Origin of the sequence: Jonquetella sp. BV3C21 (assembly GCF_000468895.1) — a bacterium.
Taxonomy (GTDB): domain Bacteria; phylum Synergistota; class Synergistia; order Synergistales; family Dethiosulfovibrionaceae; genus Jonquetella; species Jonquetella anthropi.
The window spans coordinates 25,003-38,573 of record NZ_AWWC01000024.1 but is presented as its reverse complement, the minus strand read 5'-3'; the positions used below and the strand labels follow the sequence as shown (position 1 = coordinate 38,573).

Annotated in this window: 13 protein-coding genes; all 13 read right to left on the bottom strand. The window is 59.2% G+C overall.

Annotation, left to right across the window (positions count from 1 at the left end; all coding sequences use genetic code 11):
- Position 1: 1 nt before the first annotated feature.
- From HMPREF1249_RS06270 to lpxD, 13 genes are read right to left on the bottom strand one after another with little or no spacing between them, the layout of a single operon-like run.
- Positions 2–1,015: a KpsF/GutQ family sugar-phosphate isomerase gene (locus HMPREF1249_RS06270; RefSeq protein WP_008521190.1), complete on the bottom strand. Its 1,014-nt coding sequence runs from the start codon at positions 1,013–1,015 to the stop codon at positions 2–4.
- Positions 1,012–1,863 carry a 3-deoxy-8-phosphooctulonate synthase gene (gene kdsA, locus HMPREF1249_RS06265; RefSeq protein WP_008522890.1) on the bottom strand — a complete coding sequence of 284 codons (852 nt, stop codon included), beginning with the start codon at positions 1,861–1,863 and terminating at the stop codon, positions 1,012–1,014. The genes HMPREF1249_RS06270 and kdsA overlap by 4 nt, the downstream gene beginning before the upstream one ends.
- On the bottom strand, positions 1,844–4,114 hold the full coding sequence (gene lpxK / locus HMPREF1249_RS06260; protein WP_021775991.1) for a tetraacyldisaccharide 4'-kinase: 2,271 nt from the start codon (positions 4,112–4,114) through the stop codon (positions 1,844–1,846). Before lpxK ends, kdsA begins: the two co-directional genes overlap by 20 nt.
- Positions 4,111–5,847, bottom strand: a complete 1,737-nt coding sequence (locus HMPREF1249_RS06255; RefSeq protein ID WP_021776020.1) for an ABC transporter ATP-binding protein — start codon at positions 5,845–5,847, stop codon at positions 4,111–4,113. The genes lpxK and HMPREF1249_RS06255 overlap by 4 nt, the downstream gene beginning before the upstream one ends.
- Positions 5,837–6,922: a hypothetical protein gene (locus HMPREF1249_RS06250; RefSeq protein WP_039873402.1), complete on the bottom strand. Its 1,086-nt coding sequence runs from the start codon at positions 6,920–6,922 to the stop codon at positions 5,837–5,839. Before HMPREF1249_RS06250 ends, HMPREF1249_RS06255 begins: the two co-directional genes overlap by 11 nt.
- Positions 6,919–8,025: a lipid-A-disaccharide synthase gene (locus tag HMPREF1249_RS06245; protein ID WP_021776000.1), complete on the bottom strand. Its 1,107-nt coding sequence runs from the start codon at positions 8,023–8,025 to the stop codon at positions 6,919–6,921. The genes HMPREF1249_RS06250 and HMPREF1249_RS06245 overlap by 4 nt, the downstream gene beginning before the upstream one ends.
- Positions 8,010–8,828 carry an LpxI family protein gene (locus HMPREF1249_RS06240; protein WP_008521198.1) on the bottom strand — a complete coding sequence of 273 codons (819 nt, stop codon included), beginning with the start codon at positions 8,826–8,828 and terminating at the stop codon, positions 8,010–8,012. The genes HMPREF1249_RS06245 and HMPREF1249_RS06240 overlap by 16 nt, the downstream gene beginning before the upstream one ends.
- Positions 8,825–9,913 carry an LPS export ABC transporter permease LptG gene (gene lptG / locus HMPREF1249_RS06235; RefSeq protein WP_021776013.1) on the bottom strand — a complete coding sequence of 363 codons (1,089 nt, stop codon included), beginning with the start codon at positions 9,911–9,913 and terminating at the stop codon, positions 8,825–8,827. The genes HMPREF1249_RS06240 and lptG overlap by 4 nt, the downstream gene beginning before the upstream one ends.
- Entirely contained in the window at positions 9,891–10,388 is a 498-nt protein-coding gene (locus HMPREF1249_RS06230) for a KdsC family phosphatase (protein WP_008521202.1), read from the bottom strand. The genes lptG and HMPREF1249_RS06230 overlap by 23 nt, the downstream gene beginning before the upstream one ends.
- A 4-nt stretch (positions 10,389–10,392) precedes the next feature.
- Positions 10,393–11,205: an acyl-ACP--UDP-N-acetylglucosamine O-acyltransferase gene (lpxA, locus tag HMPREF1249_RS06225; protein WP_008521204.1), complete on the bottom strand. Its 813-nt coding sequence runs from the start codon at positions 11,203–11,205 to the stop codon at positions 10,393–10,395.
- Positions 11,202–11,666: a 3-hydroxyacyl-ACP dehydratase FabZ gene (fabZ, locus tag HMPREF1249_RS06220; protein WP_008521207.1), complete on the bottom strand. Its 465-nt coding sequence runs from the start codon at positions 11,664–11,666 to the stop codon at positions 11,202–11,204. The genes lpxA and fabZ overlap by 4 nt, the downstream gene beginning before the upstream one ends.
- A 24-nt stretch (positions 11,667–11,690) precedes the next feature.
- The gene (lpxC, locus tag HMPREF1249_RS06215) at positions 11,691–12,518 is read right to left on the bottom strand and encodes a UDP-3-O-acyl-N-acetylglucosamine deacetylase (protein WP_021775999.1); all 828 of its coding nucleotides are present in this window, start codon (positions 12,516–12,518) and stop codon (positions 11,691–11,693) included.
- Positions 12,518–13,540 (bottom strand): UDP-3-O-(3-hydroxymyristoyl)glucosamine N-acyltransferase, encoded by a 1,023-nt coding sequence (lpxD, locus tag HMPREF1249_RS06210; protein ID WP_008521209.1) that lies wholly within the window; start codon positions 13,538–13,540, stop codon positions 12,518–12,520. Before lpxD ends, lpxC begins: the two co-directional genes overlap by 1 nt.
- Positions 13,541–13,571 lie beyond the last annotated feature (31 nt).

Genomic DNA, 13,571 nt, shown 5'->3' with positions numbered 1-13,571 from the left:
GTCACGCGACTCCGCTCTGGAGCAGTTCGTGCAGGTGAATGATCCCCACAGGGAACTCGCCGCGGGTCACGATGAGCACAGAAACTTCCTTCTGCTCCATCAGCCGCACGGCCTGAACCGCCAGCTGGTCGCCGCTGATCGTCAGGGGGGAATGGGTCATGACCTGCGACACGGGCAAGTTTAGCGCTTCAATGCCTGACTTTGTCAGCAGGCGTCGCAGGTCGCCGTCGGTAAAAATTCCAAGCAGGCGGCCTTGGTCATCGACGACGATCGTCGCGCCGTAGCCCTTGCTGGTCATTTCAAAAATCGACGACTGAACGGTAGTTTCTGCCCGCACTAGAGGAAGGCGGTCGCCTGTTCCCATCACGTCACAGACCCGAAGCAGCAGCTGCTTGCCTAGGCTGCCCGCCGGGTGAAAGAGAGCGAAGTCCTCCCGCTTCAGATCTCTCAGCACTGTGACCATGCTGCTCAGCGCGTCGCCGATCGCCAGCTGAAGCGTCGTGCTGCTGGTGGGGGCCAAGTTGAGCGGGTCGGCTTCCCGAAGCACCGACGCGTCTAAAACAAGATCGCTGGCGGCAGCCAAAGGAGACGAAAGATCTCCAGTGATCGCGATCACCGGTGCGCCAAGGCGCTTGAAAAACGGCGCCAGCGAGACGACCTCAGCAGTTTTCCCGCTGTGGCTGATGAGCAGGGCCGCGTCCTCCTGACGCACCATGCCCAAGTCGCCGTGGGCGGCCTCAGCAGCGTGGACGAAAAACGACGGCGTGCCAAGCGACGCCAGAGTAGCTGATATCTTGCGCCCGACGTGACCAGACTTGCCCATGCCGGAAACGACCAGCCTTCCCCGACAGCCGGCAACCAGACGGGCCGCCTTGCACAAGGACTCTCCCATTCGGTCAGCCGCCCGAATCAATTCGCTGGCCTCTTCGCGCAGGACCGACGTCCCAACCTGAAGCAACTTGGCGTCGTCAATCTGAACCGGCGTCCTGTCCGCCGGCAGGGTCACGTGGGTCATTTCTGGCACCAGTCCAACTCCACCGGCCCAAGGTCGGACCGAACGAGCCGATCGATTGTAGCAATATCAGTCAAGAACCTTTCCGCCATGGAAAGTGGGACCATGTTCGGCCCGTCGCTGAACGCCTCTTCCGGCTTCGGGTGAACTTCCATGAACAGGCCGTCGACTCCGATCGCCACGGCGGCCCGAGCGAGCGGCAGAGTAAAACGCCGGTCGCCGCCCGAACTGTCCCCCTGTCCGCTGGGCATCTGGACGCAGTGAGTCGCGTCGAAAACTACTGGACGGCCAAGCGAGCGCATGATTGGAAGCGACCGCATGTCCACGACGAGCTGGTGATACCCCATCGAGGTTCCCCGCTCGCAGACCATCACGTTGTCGTTCCCGGCTTCGTGAAGTTTCGTAATGACTGACTTCATATCGCCTGGCGCGAGAAACTGGGCTTTCTTCACGTTCACAGGCCGACCAGTCTTAGCCGCAGCAACCAAAAGGTCGGTCTGCCGACAGAGAAACGCCGGAATTTGAAGGACGTCGACCACCTGAGCCACAGGCTCTGCCTGCCAGCTCTCGTGAATATCGGTCAAAACGGGGACGTCCAACTCTCCCTTGATGGTCCCGAGCCATTCCAGCCCTTGGTCAATTCCCGGGCCGCGCTTGCTGTGAATAGAAGTTCGGTTCGCCTTGTCGAACGACGCCTTGAATATGTAGTTGAGCCCCAGCCGGGAGCAGATCTCCTTCAGAGCCCCGCCGACTTGTAGCCCCAGTTCCAAGGATTCCAGCGCACAAGGGCCGGCAATAACCGCCAACGGAGAACCGTCACCTATCGAAAAATTACTGATTTTCACCGACATCCTTAGCCGTCTCCTCTCGTTTCTCTTGCAGGCTCCGCCAGACCCGGCACCGGCGCTCCCAGCCTAGGTGCTCAGCCGCCCAGTTCACCAGGTCATCGGCCATTCCGGACGAACCGAGGCGACTCCGTCCGATCTGAGCCATTTTCTCCATAGACTGCGGGTCGTCCAACAGCCCAAGAACCACATCTGACAGAGCGACCGGGCTTTTAGGGACAAGGATTTCAGATCCGGCGAGAAGTTTTTTCTGAACTCGTTTACCCTTTTCGTCCACCGAGACGACGGGAATGCCGAGTCCCGCGCAGATTTGATTGGCCGTTCCAGCCAGTCCCAAAAGGACTTCTGCCCCGCGGGCTGCCTGAGAGACCTCGCCGGAAAAGACCTTCACCGTCAGGCCGTTCTTTCTCAGCGACGGCACCGATCCCGTTTCGTCAAAATGCCACCCTGAGGCAGCGCGCACAAGACGTTGGGTTGAGATAGTCGAGGCGACCACGAGCACAGCTGACACGGGGGCCTTCCGCGCTACGAGTTCCAGCGCGTCAAGCAGCAAGGGAAGATCCCTGTATGCCCTGTCCCGACTGCCTGGAAGCACCAAAATCCTTCGACCATTTTCCCACAAACTGGGCATGCTTGGTACCTGTTCCGCCAAATCCATGATCGGGTTTCCGGCAAACCGCACGGAGCCGCCGTTTTCCGCCAGCTCCTGACGAGTCGCGTCGTCCCTCGTCCAGATCATGCGGGTGTTCCGCCTGTACAGCCACCGCTCAATTTTCATATGTCCGCTGATGTGAACCGTCTTCGCCGTCGCGACGAACAGGGGCGATCGCCCCTGTCCCCACAGGGCGTGCAACAGCATATACGAGTCGCCGACGCAGACAGGCGTCCGCAGAGCATACCGAAGCTTTCGCCAACAGGATATCTGCGCCCTGATGTGCCCGAAAAGTCCGGCTCGAATATCCCCGATCAGATCCCGGAAGCGGTACTTCACCACGCCGCCTGACGGGGTGACTGCCGGCGGCGGAACCACTGAGATCCCAGCCGCCCGGTACGAACTGCCCATCCCAACAACCGGGAAGGCGACGACCTGGGCGTCAGGGAGCCGGGCTTTCAGCTTTTTTGCCACCACCGCCCCGATGGCGTCCTCGCCGTGCCCATTTGAGGCCACGACAAGTTGAGGCTTCAGGCAGTCGGTCAGGTAAGACCAGAACCGATCCTCGTCTTCCAAGGCTGTTTCAACCTGGGGCACCCAAAGGGGAAGGGGCGGTTTCCACCCGGATGGAAGGTTGTACGTGTCTTTTTCCGTGCAGGTCAGACCGCATGCCCCAGCCCGAAGGGCATTGGCGGCAATCCGGTTCAGGTCACTGGGCGTAAAGCGGTGGTGGTCCTTAAACTGAGCGGACGAAATAACCCGAACGCCAGCCTGCTGAAGAGTCATCAAAAAGCTGTGCGGGTTGCCGATCGCAGAAAAAGCTGCCAGCTTCTTGTCTTTCGGATAAAAGTCGCTTGGCGCGAGACGGCCCGATTCAAAATTTCCCCACTGGGCAATGCGAAGTCGGGAGCGAAAAACGCGGCTCAACGGAACGTATTGGGCGAGCTTTCGCTCTATCTCCATGAGCTGGCCGTCCGTCACCTGATCAACCTTAGACAGCACAATCAGATGGGCCCGGCTTATCGCCGAGATCTTTTCCCGCAAAATGCCACCAGGAAGAAGCTGTCCGTTGCCAAACGGACAGGTGGCATCGACGAGGACGATGTCGCAGTCTCGGTCGAGCCGACGGTGCTGAAAACAGTCGTCGGCGACGGCAACGTCACAGCCGCACCGGGCCAGATATTCTGTCCCGACAAAGCGGTCAGGCGAGACGGCCACGACCACTTCTTTCAGCTTATTGGAGAGCAGCAGCGGTTCATCGCCGACTGCCGAACGTTTTGCCCTTCCGTTTCGGAAGACGAGCGGCGTTCTGCTCACCCCACCGTAACCGCGGCTTACCACACCGCAGACGAGCCCCTGACGGACCATGTGCTTGGCCAGATACTCAACGAATGGCGTCTTGTTCGTCCCGCCGGTGGTCAAGTTTCCCACGCTGATAACCGGAAGCGGCGCCTCCATGGACCGTTTGACGCCGTGACGGTACATCCAGTCACGCGCGGATGACAATTCGCCGGTAAGCCAGCTGAGCGGACGGAGGAGGGCCCACGCCGAGCCGGGAACCTCCCCTCGGGCGTACTGAAGGTAAGACTGCAGCAGCCGGCTCATCGGTTGTGGCCGTACTGGAGCGCGAAAAGTTTTTGATAGCCGCCGTTCAGGGCGATCAGCTGGTCGTGGGTTCCTGACTCGATGATGCGCCCATCAGAGAGGAACACGATCCGATCGGCCGAACGAATGGTCGACAGCCGATGGGCGATAATGAAGCTGGTACGCCCTCTCATGGCCGCTTCCATTGCCTCTTGAATGCGAAGCTCCACCGCTGCGTCCAAGGACGATGTGGCTTCGTCGAGTATAAGAATCCGCGGATCCCGAATGACCGCCCGAGCGATGGCGACCCGCTGGCGCTGGCCGCCGCTGAGCGTCACGCCCCGCGGGCCAACCGGCGAGTCATACCCGTCCGGCAGCGACTCGATGAACGCGTCAATACCTGCCATGCGGGCCGCCGTCTTGACTTCCTCGTCGGTTCCATCATAGCCGTAGGTGATGTTGCTTCTGATCGTGCCTTTCATCAAAATCGGGTCCTGCGGGACGACGCCGATCTGACGGCGCAGGCAGTCGAGTTTAAGCGTCCTCACGTCCCGGCCGTCAATCAGCACCTGGCCGCTCTGGGGATCGTAAAAGCGTTGGACAAGGTCAACCAGCGTCGACTTGCCTGCGCCGGTAGAGCCGACAATCGCCAGCTTTTCGCCGGGACGAACGTGAAGGTCCAACCCGCGGAGAACAGGCTGTTCTTCCACGTAGGAGAACCAGACGTTTTCAAAGTCCACTTTGCCGGTCACCCGCCCCGGATCCACAGCGTCAGGCGGCGAGACGATCCGATCGTCGTTGTCCAAAAGCTCGAAAATCCTTTCGGCCGCAGCGACGCCGAACTGGAGCTGACTTACCGCGCGGGTAAACGCGTTAATTGGACTGGCCAAGAATCCCATAGTTCCTAAAAACGCGACCAGCTCGCCGGGCGACATTCGACCCGCAATGACCGCTTTCCCGCCGATCCAAAGGATTACGGACAGCGCCAAGATAAGGAAAACCTCAACGCAGCCAGTCAAGAGGGCGTTCAGCCGAACCCCCTTCATGACGACTTTGAAGTTCTCTTCGTTTGCCTCTTCAAACCTGTCGAGTTCCTGCGGCTCAGTGGCAAAAGCCCGGACAATGCGAATCGCACCGAGAACTTCTTCTGCGACGGCTGTCAGCCCGGCAACGTGCTCTTGGGTCTTGCGGCCAACCCGGCGAAGCCGCTTGGACGTCTTGTCGAGCACAACCACGACAAAAGGCAGAATGACCACCGTGTAGGCCATCAGTCGCCAGTTCAGGTAGAACAGGTACCCGATCATACCGACGCAGCTCAGCCCATGGACGACTAAATCGACCAACACGCCGCTGACGGTCGTTTGCAGGACGTTGGCGTCGTTGGTGACTCGCGAGAGGAGTTCTCCAACGTTGCGGGCGTTGATATACCGAAATGAGAGCGTCTGAAGGTGAGCATATGAGTCCTGCCGCAGGTTGAGAACGACCCGCTGGCCCACCCAGTTCATCAGGTACTTCTGCCAGTAAGCGCAGATGTTTTTTAAAATAAAAAAAGCCACAATCGCGGCGGCAATGTAATTGAGAAGATCTCCCCGACGGCTGATCAGCACGTCGTCGACCGTGTTCTTCATCAGCCAAGGCGGAACGACCGCGCAGAACGCGACGCCAGCCATGCAGAGCACAGCCAGCGCGAGCCGCCGCCAGTACGGTGCGACGAGACGAAGCATTCTTCGAGACGTGGAATTTTTAGCGATCATGGCGAGCGGTCACCTTCTCTTCGAGCAAATCACAGATACGATCCGGAGCGCCGGGCTTCACAGCCTGAGCGAGCCCCTCCAGCTTCTGACGAAGGGACGTCAGTCGGTCCCGGTCAGATAATAGCGACGACAAGGCGTCAGACAAATCGTCGGATGAAAGGTCACCGACCAGCTCGGGGACAATCTCCCGGCCGGTCATTCGATTGGGCCACGCCATTTTTCCCTTCCGAGCCACGGCCGCGCGCTTAACGTAGAATGACCGCAGGAACTGAGGCGCCAAAATACCCAGCAGCCCCGCTACTGGAATTTTAGCGAGGAACGAAAACGGAAGCACCGTTAAAAACGGCACTCTCAGGTACATCAGTTCAAGCGTATTCGTTCCCGGCTGAGTGATCGCAAAGTCAGCGCCGCCGGCGACTGACGCAATCGTTCCCTCGACCGGGTACAAGCCGGCGCGGTGCCAATTGTCCCACTCGTTATCGGAAGCAAACGGCGAAAGCGGCGTTCTTACTTCGAGATCCGGCCTGACCTGACGAAGCTTTTCGCAGGTTTCCTTCAGCAAGCCAAGAGCTTGAGAGCGAATCGACGGCCGACTCCCTGGGACGAGAATCAGCCGAGCTCCCGACGGTCTTTTCCAAAGGCCGTCCCCGGCTTTCAGGCTGTCCAGCACCAAGTCGCCGACAATCTGCGCTGAGGAAACACTTAAAAGCCCTTCGCGGGGAGCTAAGACCAAATCGCAATGGCCGAGGCCTTTTTTCATCCCGTAGGTGTAGCACGCCAAGACGGCTCGGTTGGCCTGGGCCAACCGACGGCCGAACATCAGGTCGCCGCCCAGCTGAAGGACCGCGTCAAAACCGGCGTTTTCCCCAAACGCGAACCAGGCGTGCAGCGCAGAACCGTAGCGGGTCACAGAGACTCCGAGAGACTGCAGGGCCGCTTCCTCCCGGCCGGAAGCGAACGGACAGGGAAGCAGAAAAATGGACGCATTCCACCCCCGAGCCCGCGCGGCACTGAGAACAGGCCGCGCCCACCCCCACACCTCGCCGGGCCCGTTGGAGAGGATCGCCAGCCTCACTGCCGATGCTCCATCAGTTCCAAAACGCGGCGGGCCCACCGGGCGAAGACTCCTGGGGTGCCCATCCTCCGCCGGTTGGCCGCGAGGGTTCGATGAACCTTCGACCGGAAGTCAGAACTGGAAACGTACCGCCGAATCGCCTTCCAAATCAGATCTTCCCGACATTTATCTTGGATCAGTTCGGGGTATACCTGCCAGCCGGCTAGCACGTTAGGAACTGACACAAAGGGCGTGAGCCGAAGCAGGTTAAACACCGACCACTCAAACAGACTTCCCCGGTACAGGACGACCATGAACCGGTCTAAAAGCATCGCTTCGACGGCCACAGTTCCACTGGCCGCGACGACAAACCGAGACCGGGCCATCAGCTCTCGTCCTGGACCTTCAAAAACCGGCAGCCCGGCCTTGTTGGACCGAATCAGCTGGGCCCCTTCGGCGCGCAGCCCTGACGCCAGAGAGAGCACTGGCCGAAACCCGCTCTTTCTCAGCCGAATTCCGACCCGTTCCAAAATCGGCAGCAGGGAGCGAACTTCACGAAGTCGGCTTCCAGGCATTAAGGCGACGGTTTTCTCGTCCTCATTCGGCGCTCCGACGTTCCAACGGCTGACATCGTCAATCAGCGGGTACCCTTCCCACACCGCCGGCACGCCGAGAGTTTTCAGCACCCGAGCTTCAAAGTCGAACAGCGGAAGGCACAGGGTACAGTACTTCTTCAACGCTTTTGCTCGGCCCCGGCGCCAGGCCCACACTGTAGGCGGGCATAGGTCGACGATCGGTCCGTCAAAGCCGGCGCAGCGGAGGCGGCGAGCAAGCGGAACGTGGAAGTCCGGGCTGTCCACCAACACGACAGCGTCCGGCCGACGCCGAATCACCTGTTCGACAATCTGACTGCTCAGCCGAAAAATCCGCGGGATCCCGCGTAAAACACTTGAAAGGCCCATGATCTGCAGGCTCTCGTTGCTCCAATACCGCTCAAGGCCGGCAGCTAACGAACCGCCCATTCCCCAGATCGGCTGGTCGTACCCGGCGCGGCGCAGCTCAGAAATCAATCCGGCGGCGTACAGGTCCCCGGAGACTTCTCCAGTGCTCACGAAAATTGACACGCCGACACCCCCCACACAGCAATCCCCAGCTTATCAGCTTCAGAGACAAACGACTCGTCAAGCAGCAAGACGCTGCCGGCCTGAAGGAATAGGGCGGTCAGCCCGGCGTCGGCCATTTTATGCAGCGTGCGAAGCCCAACAACAGGCAAGTCATACCGTCGGTCCTGATCTCTTCTCATGCCCTTGACGAGGACGCCCCGGCCGGCCAGCGCGCCTGCTCGCTCGATCATGCCGTCGGTGCCCTCCATCGCTTCAACGGCGATGACGCTTTTGTCCGCCACCACGAGGGACTGACCGAACGACAGCGGCAAAATCTTCTCCAAGACGGACCAGCCGTACTGAGCGTCTGCCATCTCGTTTTCGCTGGGGCGCCCGGAAGAGACTTGTCCTTCTGAAACCACCATTTCCGGCACGACGTCCTCATACGGGACGACGCGGATTCCAAACCGTTCAATAGTTCTGACCACAGCCCCAAGCAGGCTGTGGTCATTTCTTTCGCTCGCTTCTGCCAACGTCGACCGCGACGTCTCGTCCATGTTCTTTCGGTCGTACATCAGCTTCTTGGGCACCCGCCCGGCAAGGATCAGCCGCCGAACGCCGGCAAGACGCATGGACGTCAGGATCACCCCAAAGGCCAGCGGATTTTTCACCGACTTAAACGCGCAGCCCAGATCGGTCCAAGGAGCGGAATCGTCGGACAGCAAAAAGACGGCCGGGTCAGTTTCACCCCGCCGACGAAGTCCCTGAAGAATTGCCAAAGGCAGCCGTCCTTCACCGGCCACAAGAGCCAGTTTGCCGCTCATCGATCAGCCCTTCGGATCAGAAAGACGGCAGCGACTAAGAAAATGATATTCGGCAGCCAACCGGCGACCACCGGAGGGAGAGCGTTGGTCTGGCCAAGCGATTTTCCGACCGACATCAGGACGTAGTACAGAAACACGATTAAAATGCTCTGCCCGAAACCAACGCTTCGGTTGCCGTGCCGTTGGTGGCTGACGCCGAGCGACGTCCCGATCAGCGAGAGAATGACACACGCCCATGGGACGGCCAGTTTGAAATGGAACTTGACCCACAGGGCGGAAATATCTTTGCCCTGCATTTTCATCGCCGCAATATACCGATACAGGTCAGAGGCGCTCAGGTCGTCGGGCTTGACCGACGTGTTAGCAATCTGACGCGGGGTTAAAGAAATCGGCAGCTCCTGCTTGGCAAAGTGAAACAAGTGTGCGACGCCGTCGGGTTCCTTCATCTCGTAGACGTCCCCGTCAGTCAGATACCAGATTCCGCTCACCCACTGACCGTTCGGCGCCACCGTGATTCGGGTCAATTTGCCGCTCGCCAGCTCCTGCACGATGACGTTGGACATACTGCCGCTGGACGGATCCAGCTTGCCCACATACACGACCCGGCCGCCGGGAGCCTGAAGGAAGACCTCCTGTTTAATTAAAACAGGCTTCTGCTTGGCCACCTCAAAGGTCATCACGTTTTCAGCTGCCCGCTGACCTAAAGGCACAAGGGTCTCGTTCAGTATCAGAGAGAGGATAGAGATGATAACCGCCCAGAAAATTACCGGCCAGTTCATTCGCCAAAACGATATCCCTGACGCCTTCAAAGCGACGACTTCGCTGTTCGTCGACATCGCGCCGAAGCCCAAAAGGGCCCCCAGCAGGCACGACATCGGCAGAGTGAGCACGACCACGCCGGGCAGCTCGTACACAAAGAGCCGACCTGCCACGGCGAGAGAAACTCCTCGTTCGATGATCAGGTCGGCGAGTTTGAACAACAGACCGCCTGCCACCATGATGAGAGAAAAAGCCATCACGCCGAACAGGAACGGCCCAGCAAGTTCTTTTGAAATATATCGGTCAAGCGTGCGGCAACATTTCATTCTGCAACTCCGCGGCATTACGCCGAAGCAATTCGTCCGTAACTTCTCGGACAGCCCCGAAACCTCCTCCGCTTTGGGTAATCCAGTCGGCAGCCTCTTTCGCAGCTGAGACAGCGTCAGCCACTGCAGCGCCGAACCCAGCCCAGCGAATGCAGGCACAGTCGTTCAGATCGTCGCCGACGTAGGCCGTCTCGCTCTGAGAAACTCCAAGTTCCCGACAGAGCTCCTGAAGAGCGGGCAGTTTTTCGCCCTTACCGTTCATCACGACTTTCATACCCAGCTCTTTCGCGCGAGCCAAAGTAGCGTCGGACTGGCGGGCGCTGATCAGCGCCACCGTGCCGCCGCTTCCTTTAAACATCGCAATGCCTAAGCCGTCGCGAACGTGAAAACGCTTAAACTCGTGACCGGCCCCGTCGATGAACACGCCTCCGTCGGTCAGAGTGCCGTCGACGTCAAGCGCCAGTAACCTGAACACCAGCCTACCGATCCTGTTCGTGACCGCGGCTTTTTGGCCAAGTGCAGACGCCGCGGCCCCGGTTCGAGCTTCGGAAGAACTCGATGATCCGCAGGACGTCCTTGTCAGTAGCATTCTTAGCCAGCTCTTCCACAGCCTGACGAATCGGAAGTCCGCTGTGGTAAATGCGCTGATATGCGTGCCGAAGCAGCAGCCGTTTTTCCTGCGAGAACCCGTTGCGCTTTAATCCGACCACGTTCAGGCCATAGACCCGGGACGGGTGGCCGTCCACCAGCGTAAAGGGAGGGATGTCTTGGACGTTTTTCGACGCACCGCCGACCATGCAGTATTCGCCGATGCGCAGGAACTGATGAAAGCCGGCTAAACCGCCGATGACCGTATGCTCGCCCACCTCAACATATCCGGCCAAGCCAGACTTGCTTGAAATGATCACGTTGTTGCCGATGGAAACGTTGTGTCCTACGTGAACGCTGTCCATCAGCAGACAGTCGCTGCCGACAGTCGTCCGCTGTCCCGCCCCGGTACCGCGGTGAATCGTTACGTGTTCCCGAATAATCGTTCGGTCGCCGATGCAGACGTAGCTTTCCTCGCCCTTAAAACCCATATCCTGCGGTTCGGCGCCGATGATCGCGCTTTCATAGATGACGCATTTTTTCCCAACAGTAACATACTGGCAAAGACGAACCATCGGCCTGATGACCGTGCCGTCGCCGATGGTCACGTGATCTCCAATCATGCAGAAAGGACCAATTTCGACTCCCTCACCCAATATCGCGTTGGGAGAAACGATTGCCGTCGGGTGAATATGAACTGTCATTTTTCTCCCTCCTTCCGGAGGTCATCCTCCGAACTTTTAGGTAAAAGAGCGAAACTGAGGATTGCCTCGGCGACCATTTGATCGTCAACCTTCGCTGTCGCGCTGACCTTGCCCATTCGGCCGAGCGTTCTGATCATCTGAACCTCCATGACCAGTTGATCGCCCGGAACGACCATCTTCCGAAACTTGGCCTTATCAACGCCGGTCAAAAAGGAAACCGCCCCTTCGAGACCGAATCCTTTAGCGAGCATCACGCCCGCAGTCTGAGCCAAAGCCTCCAAAATCAAGACGCCAGGCATCACGGACTTTTGGGGGAAATGCCCTTGAAAAAACGGCTCGTTGAACGTGACGTTTTTGATTGCCTTCGCTGATTTTGCCGGCTCAAGCTCTAAAACTCGATCGACTAGAAGGAACGGGTACCGGTGAGGCAAAATGCTTTTCAGATCTTCCGCGTCGTACATGTCTTCGTCTCCTCATACCGCACATTAGCATTTTTCAGCGCATCGACCGAGCCTGTCAACCAGCTTCAGGTGCATCGCGTGTCCGGCCCGTATACCAATAAAGTGTCCCTTCAAGGGACGCCCAATTAACGTTAAATCCCCCACAAAATCGAACATCTTATGGCGAACGTACTCATCCGAACAGCGGAGCTCGTTGCCGCCCAGAGGCCCTTCACTTCCGACAACCAAGGCCGTGTCAACCGTCCCGCCGAGCCCAAGGCCGGCCGCTCGCATTGCCTCAACTTCCGCCTCAAGGCAGAACGTCCGGCACTGGGCGAGCTCCCCGATGAACGTCTCCGGGGCAACGGTGACCGTTGCCGTCTGTGTCCCGATCGGAGTGCCGGAGTAGTCAATCGTATAAGTAATACGGAAGGCGTCGTCCGGCAGTGCCGCAGTAACCTTTCGACCGTCTGGCGACTGCACGGCAACAGGCGCGGCAACACAGAAAAAGTCTCGATCGCCCGGCTGCTCAGCAAAGCCGTTTTGGGCCAGCCTTTGGCAGTACTCCAGTCCGCTGCCGTCCAACAGGGGCGCCTCAATCCCGTCGGGGCAGATTATGACGTCGTCAACACCCAAGCCGCGCAGCGATGCTAACATGTGCTCCACTGTCATCAGCCTGTGAGAGCCAAATGACAGGACGGTCCCGCGGCCGTCCCCGCTCCGTTGGGCTTGGGAGATTTGGAACGACTCACCGCCAAACCTGACCAGATACCCGGTTCCAGAAGGAGCCGGAAGGAGCTGAACAGAAGTGCGCTCACCCGAGTGAAGTCCCACTCCGTCGAAACGAATCGGGTTTTTCAGCGTCAGCCGCATCAGTCGGCCTGCTTCGAGGACTCTAACCGCTTCAGCCGGTCGAACAGCTCAGGCAGACGCCGAATCAGAGCTAGGGTCTTGAAGTCCTCCCTGTGGTCTCTGGCGGGAAAACCGGACACAACGGCGCCAGCCGGGACGTCCTTCGTCACGCCTGAAAGCGCGGCGACGACCGCACCGCGGCCGACCCGCCGGTGGTCCTGAATCCCGCTCCTGACGGCGAGAATCGCGCCGTCTTCGATTACCACGCTGCCAGACAGGCCGGACTGGCTGGTGATAATGCAGTTGCGGCCGATTTGGGCGTTGTGGCCGATCTGAACTTGGTTGTCGATCTTTGTGTCGTCACCGACCGTCGTGTCGCCAATTGTGCCCCGATCGATCGTCACGCAGGCGCCAATCGACACCCGGTCGCCAACCTTCACCGCGCCGATTTGAGGTATCTTCACAGGGCTCGAATCCGGCCCGCCGGGAATAAACCCAAAACCGTCGCTTCCGATCACAGTACCGGCATCGACATAACAGTCTCTACCAACGGAACATCTCCGGTGAATGGTCACCCCTGGTTCAAGGACTGTTCCCTCGCCGACCTGAACATCCTCACCGACGTAGACCCGAGCCGTCAGCCTGACGTTGGGGCCGATTTTTGCTCCCCGGGAGACGACGCAGAACGGGCCGACGAACGCAGAAGCGTCTACTAACGCGCCGGGGGAAACGCTGGCCGCAGGCGAAACACCGGGGCATACAGGCGTGCGGGGCTCGAAAAGGGCTAGGACTCGGGCCATCGACTGGCGAAACGACTTAACGATAACGCCGTCATAGCCGGCAGGGAACTTACCTTCCTCAGCTAAGACAGGGACTTCTGAGGGGACAGACTTGGCCAATTCTGGCGAGTCCACGAAGCTCAGCCGGTCGGCGTCAAAGACTCCTGCCGGAGAAACGCCGGAGACACTCCGCCGGCCGTTTCCAGAAACCTTTCCGCCTACAGCCTCAGCAAGTTCTGCCAGACTCAGGGTCTGTTTTCCCATCCCGTCCCCTCCAATTTCAGAAAAGGTCCGA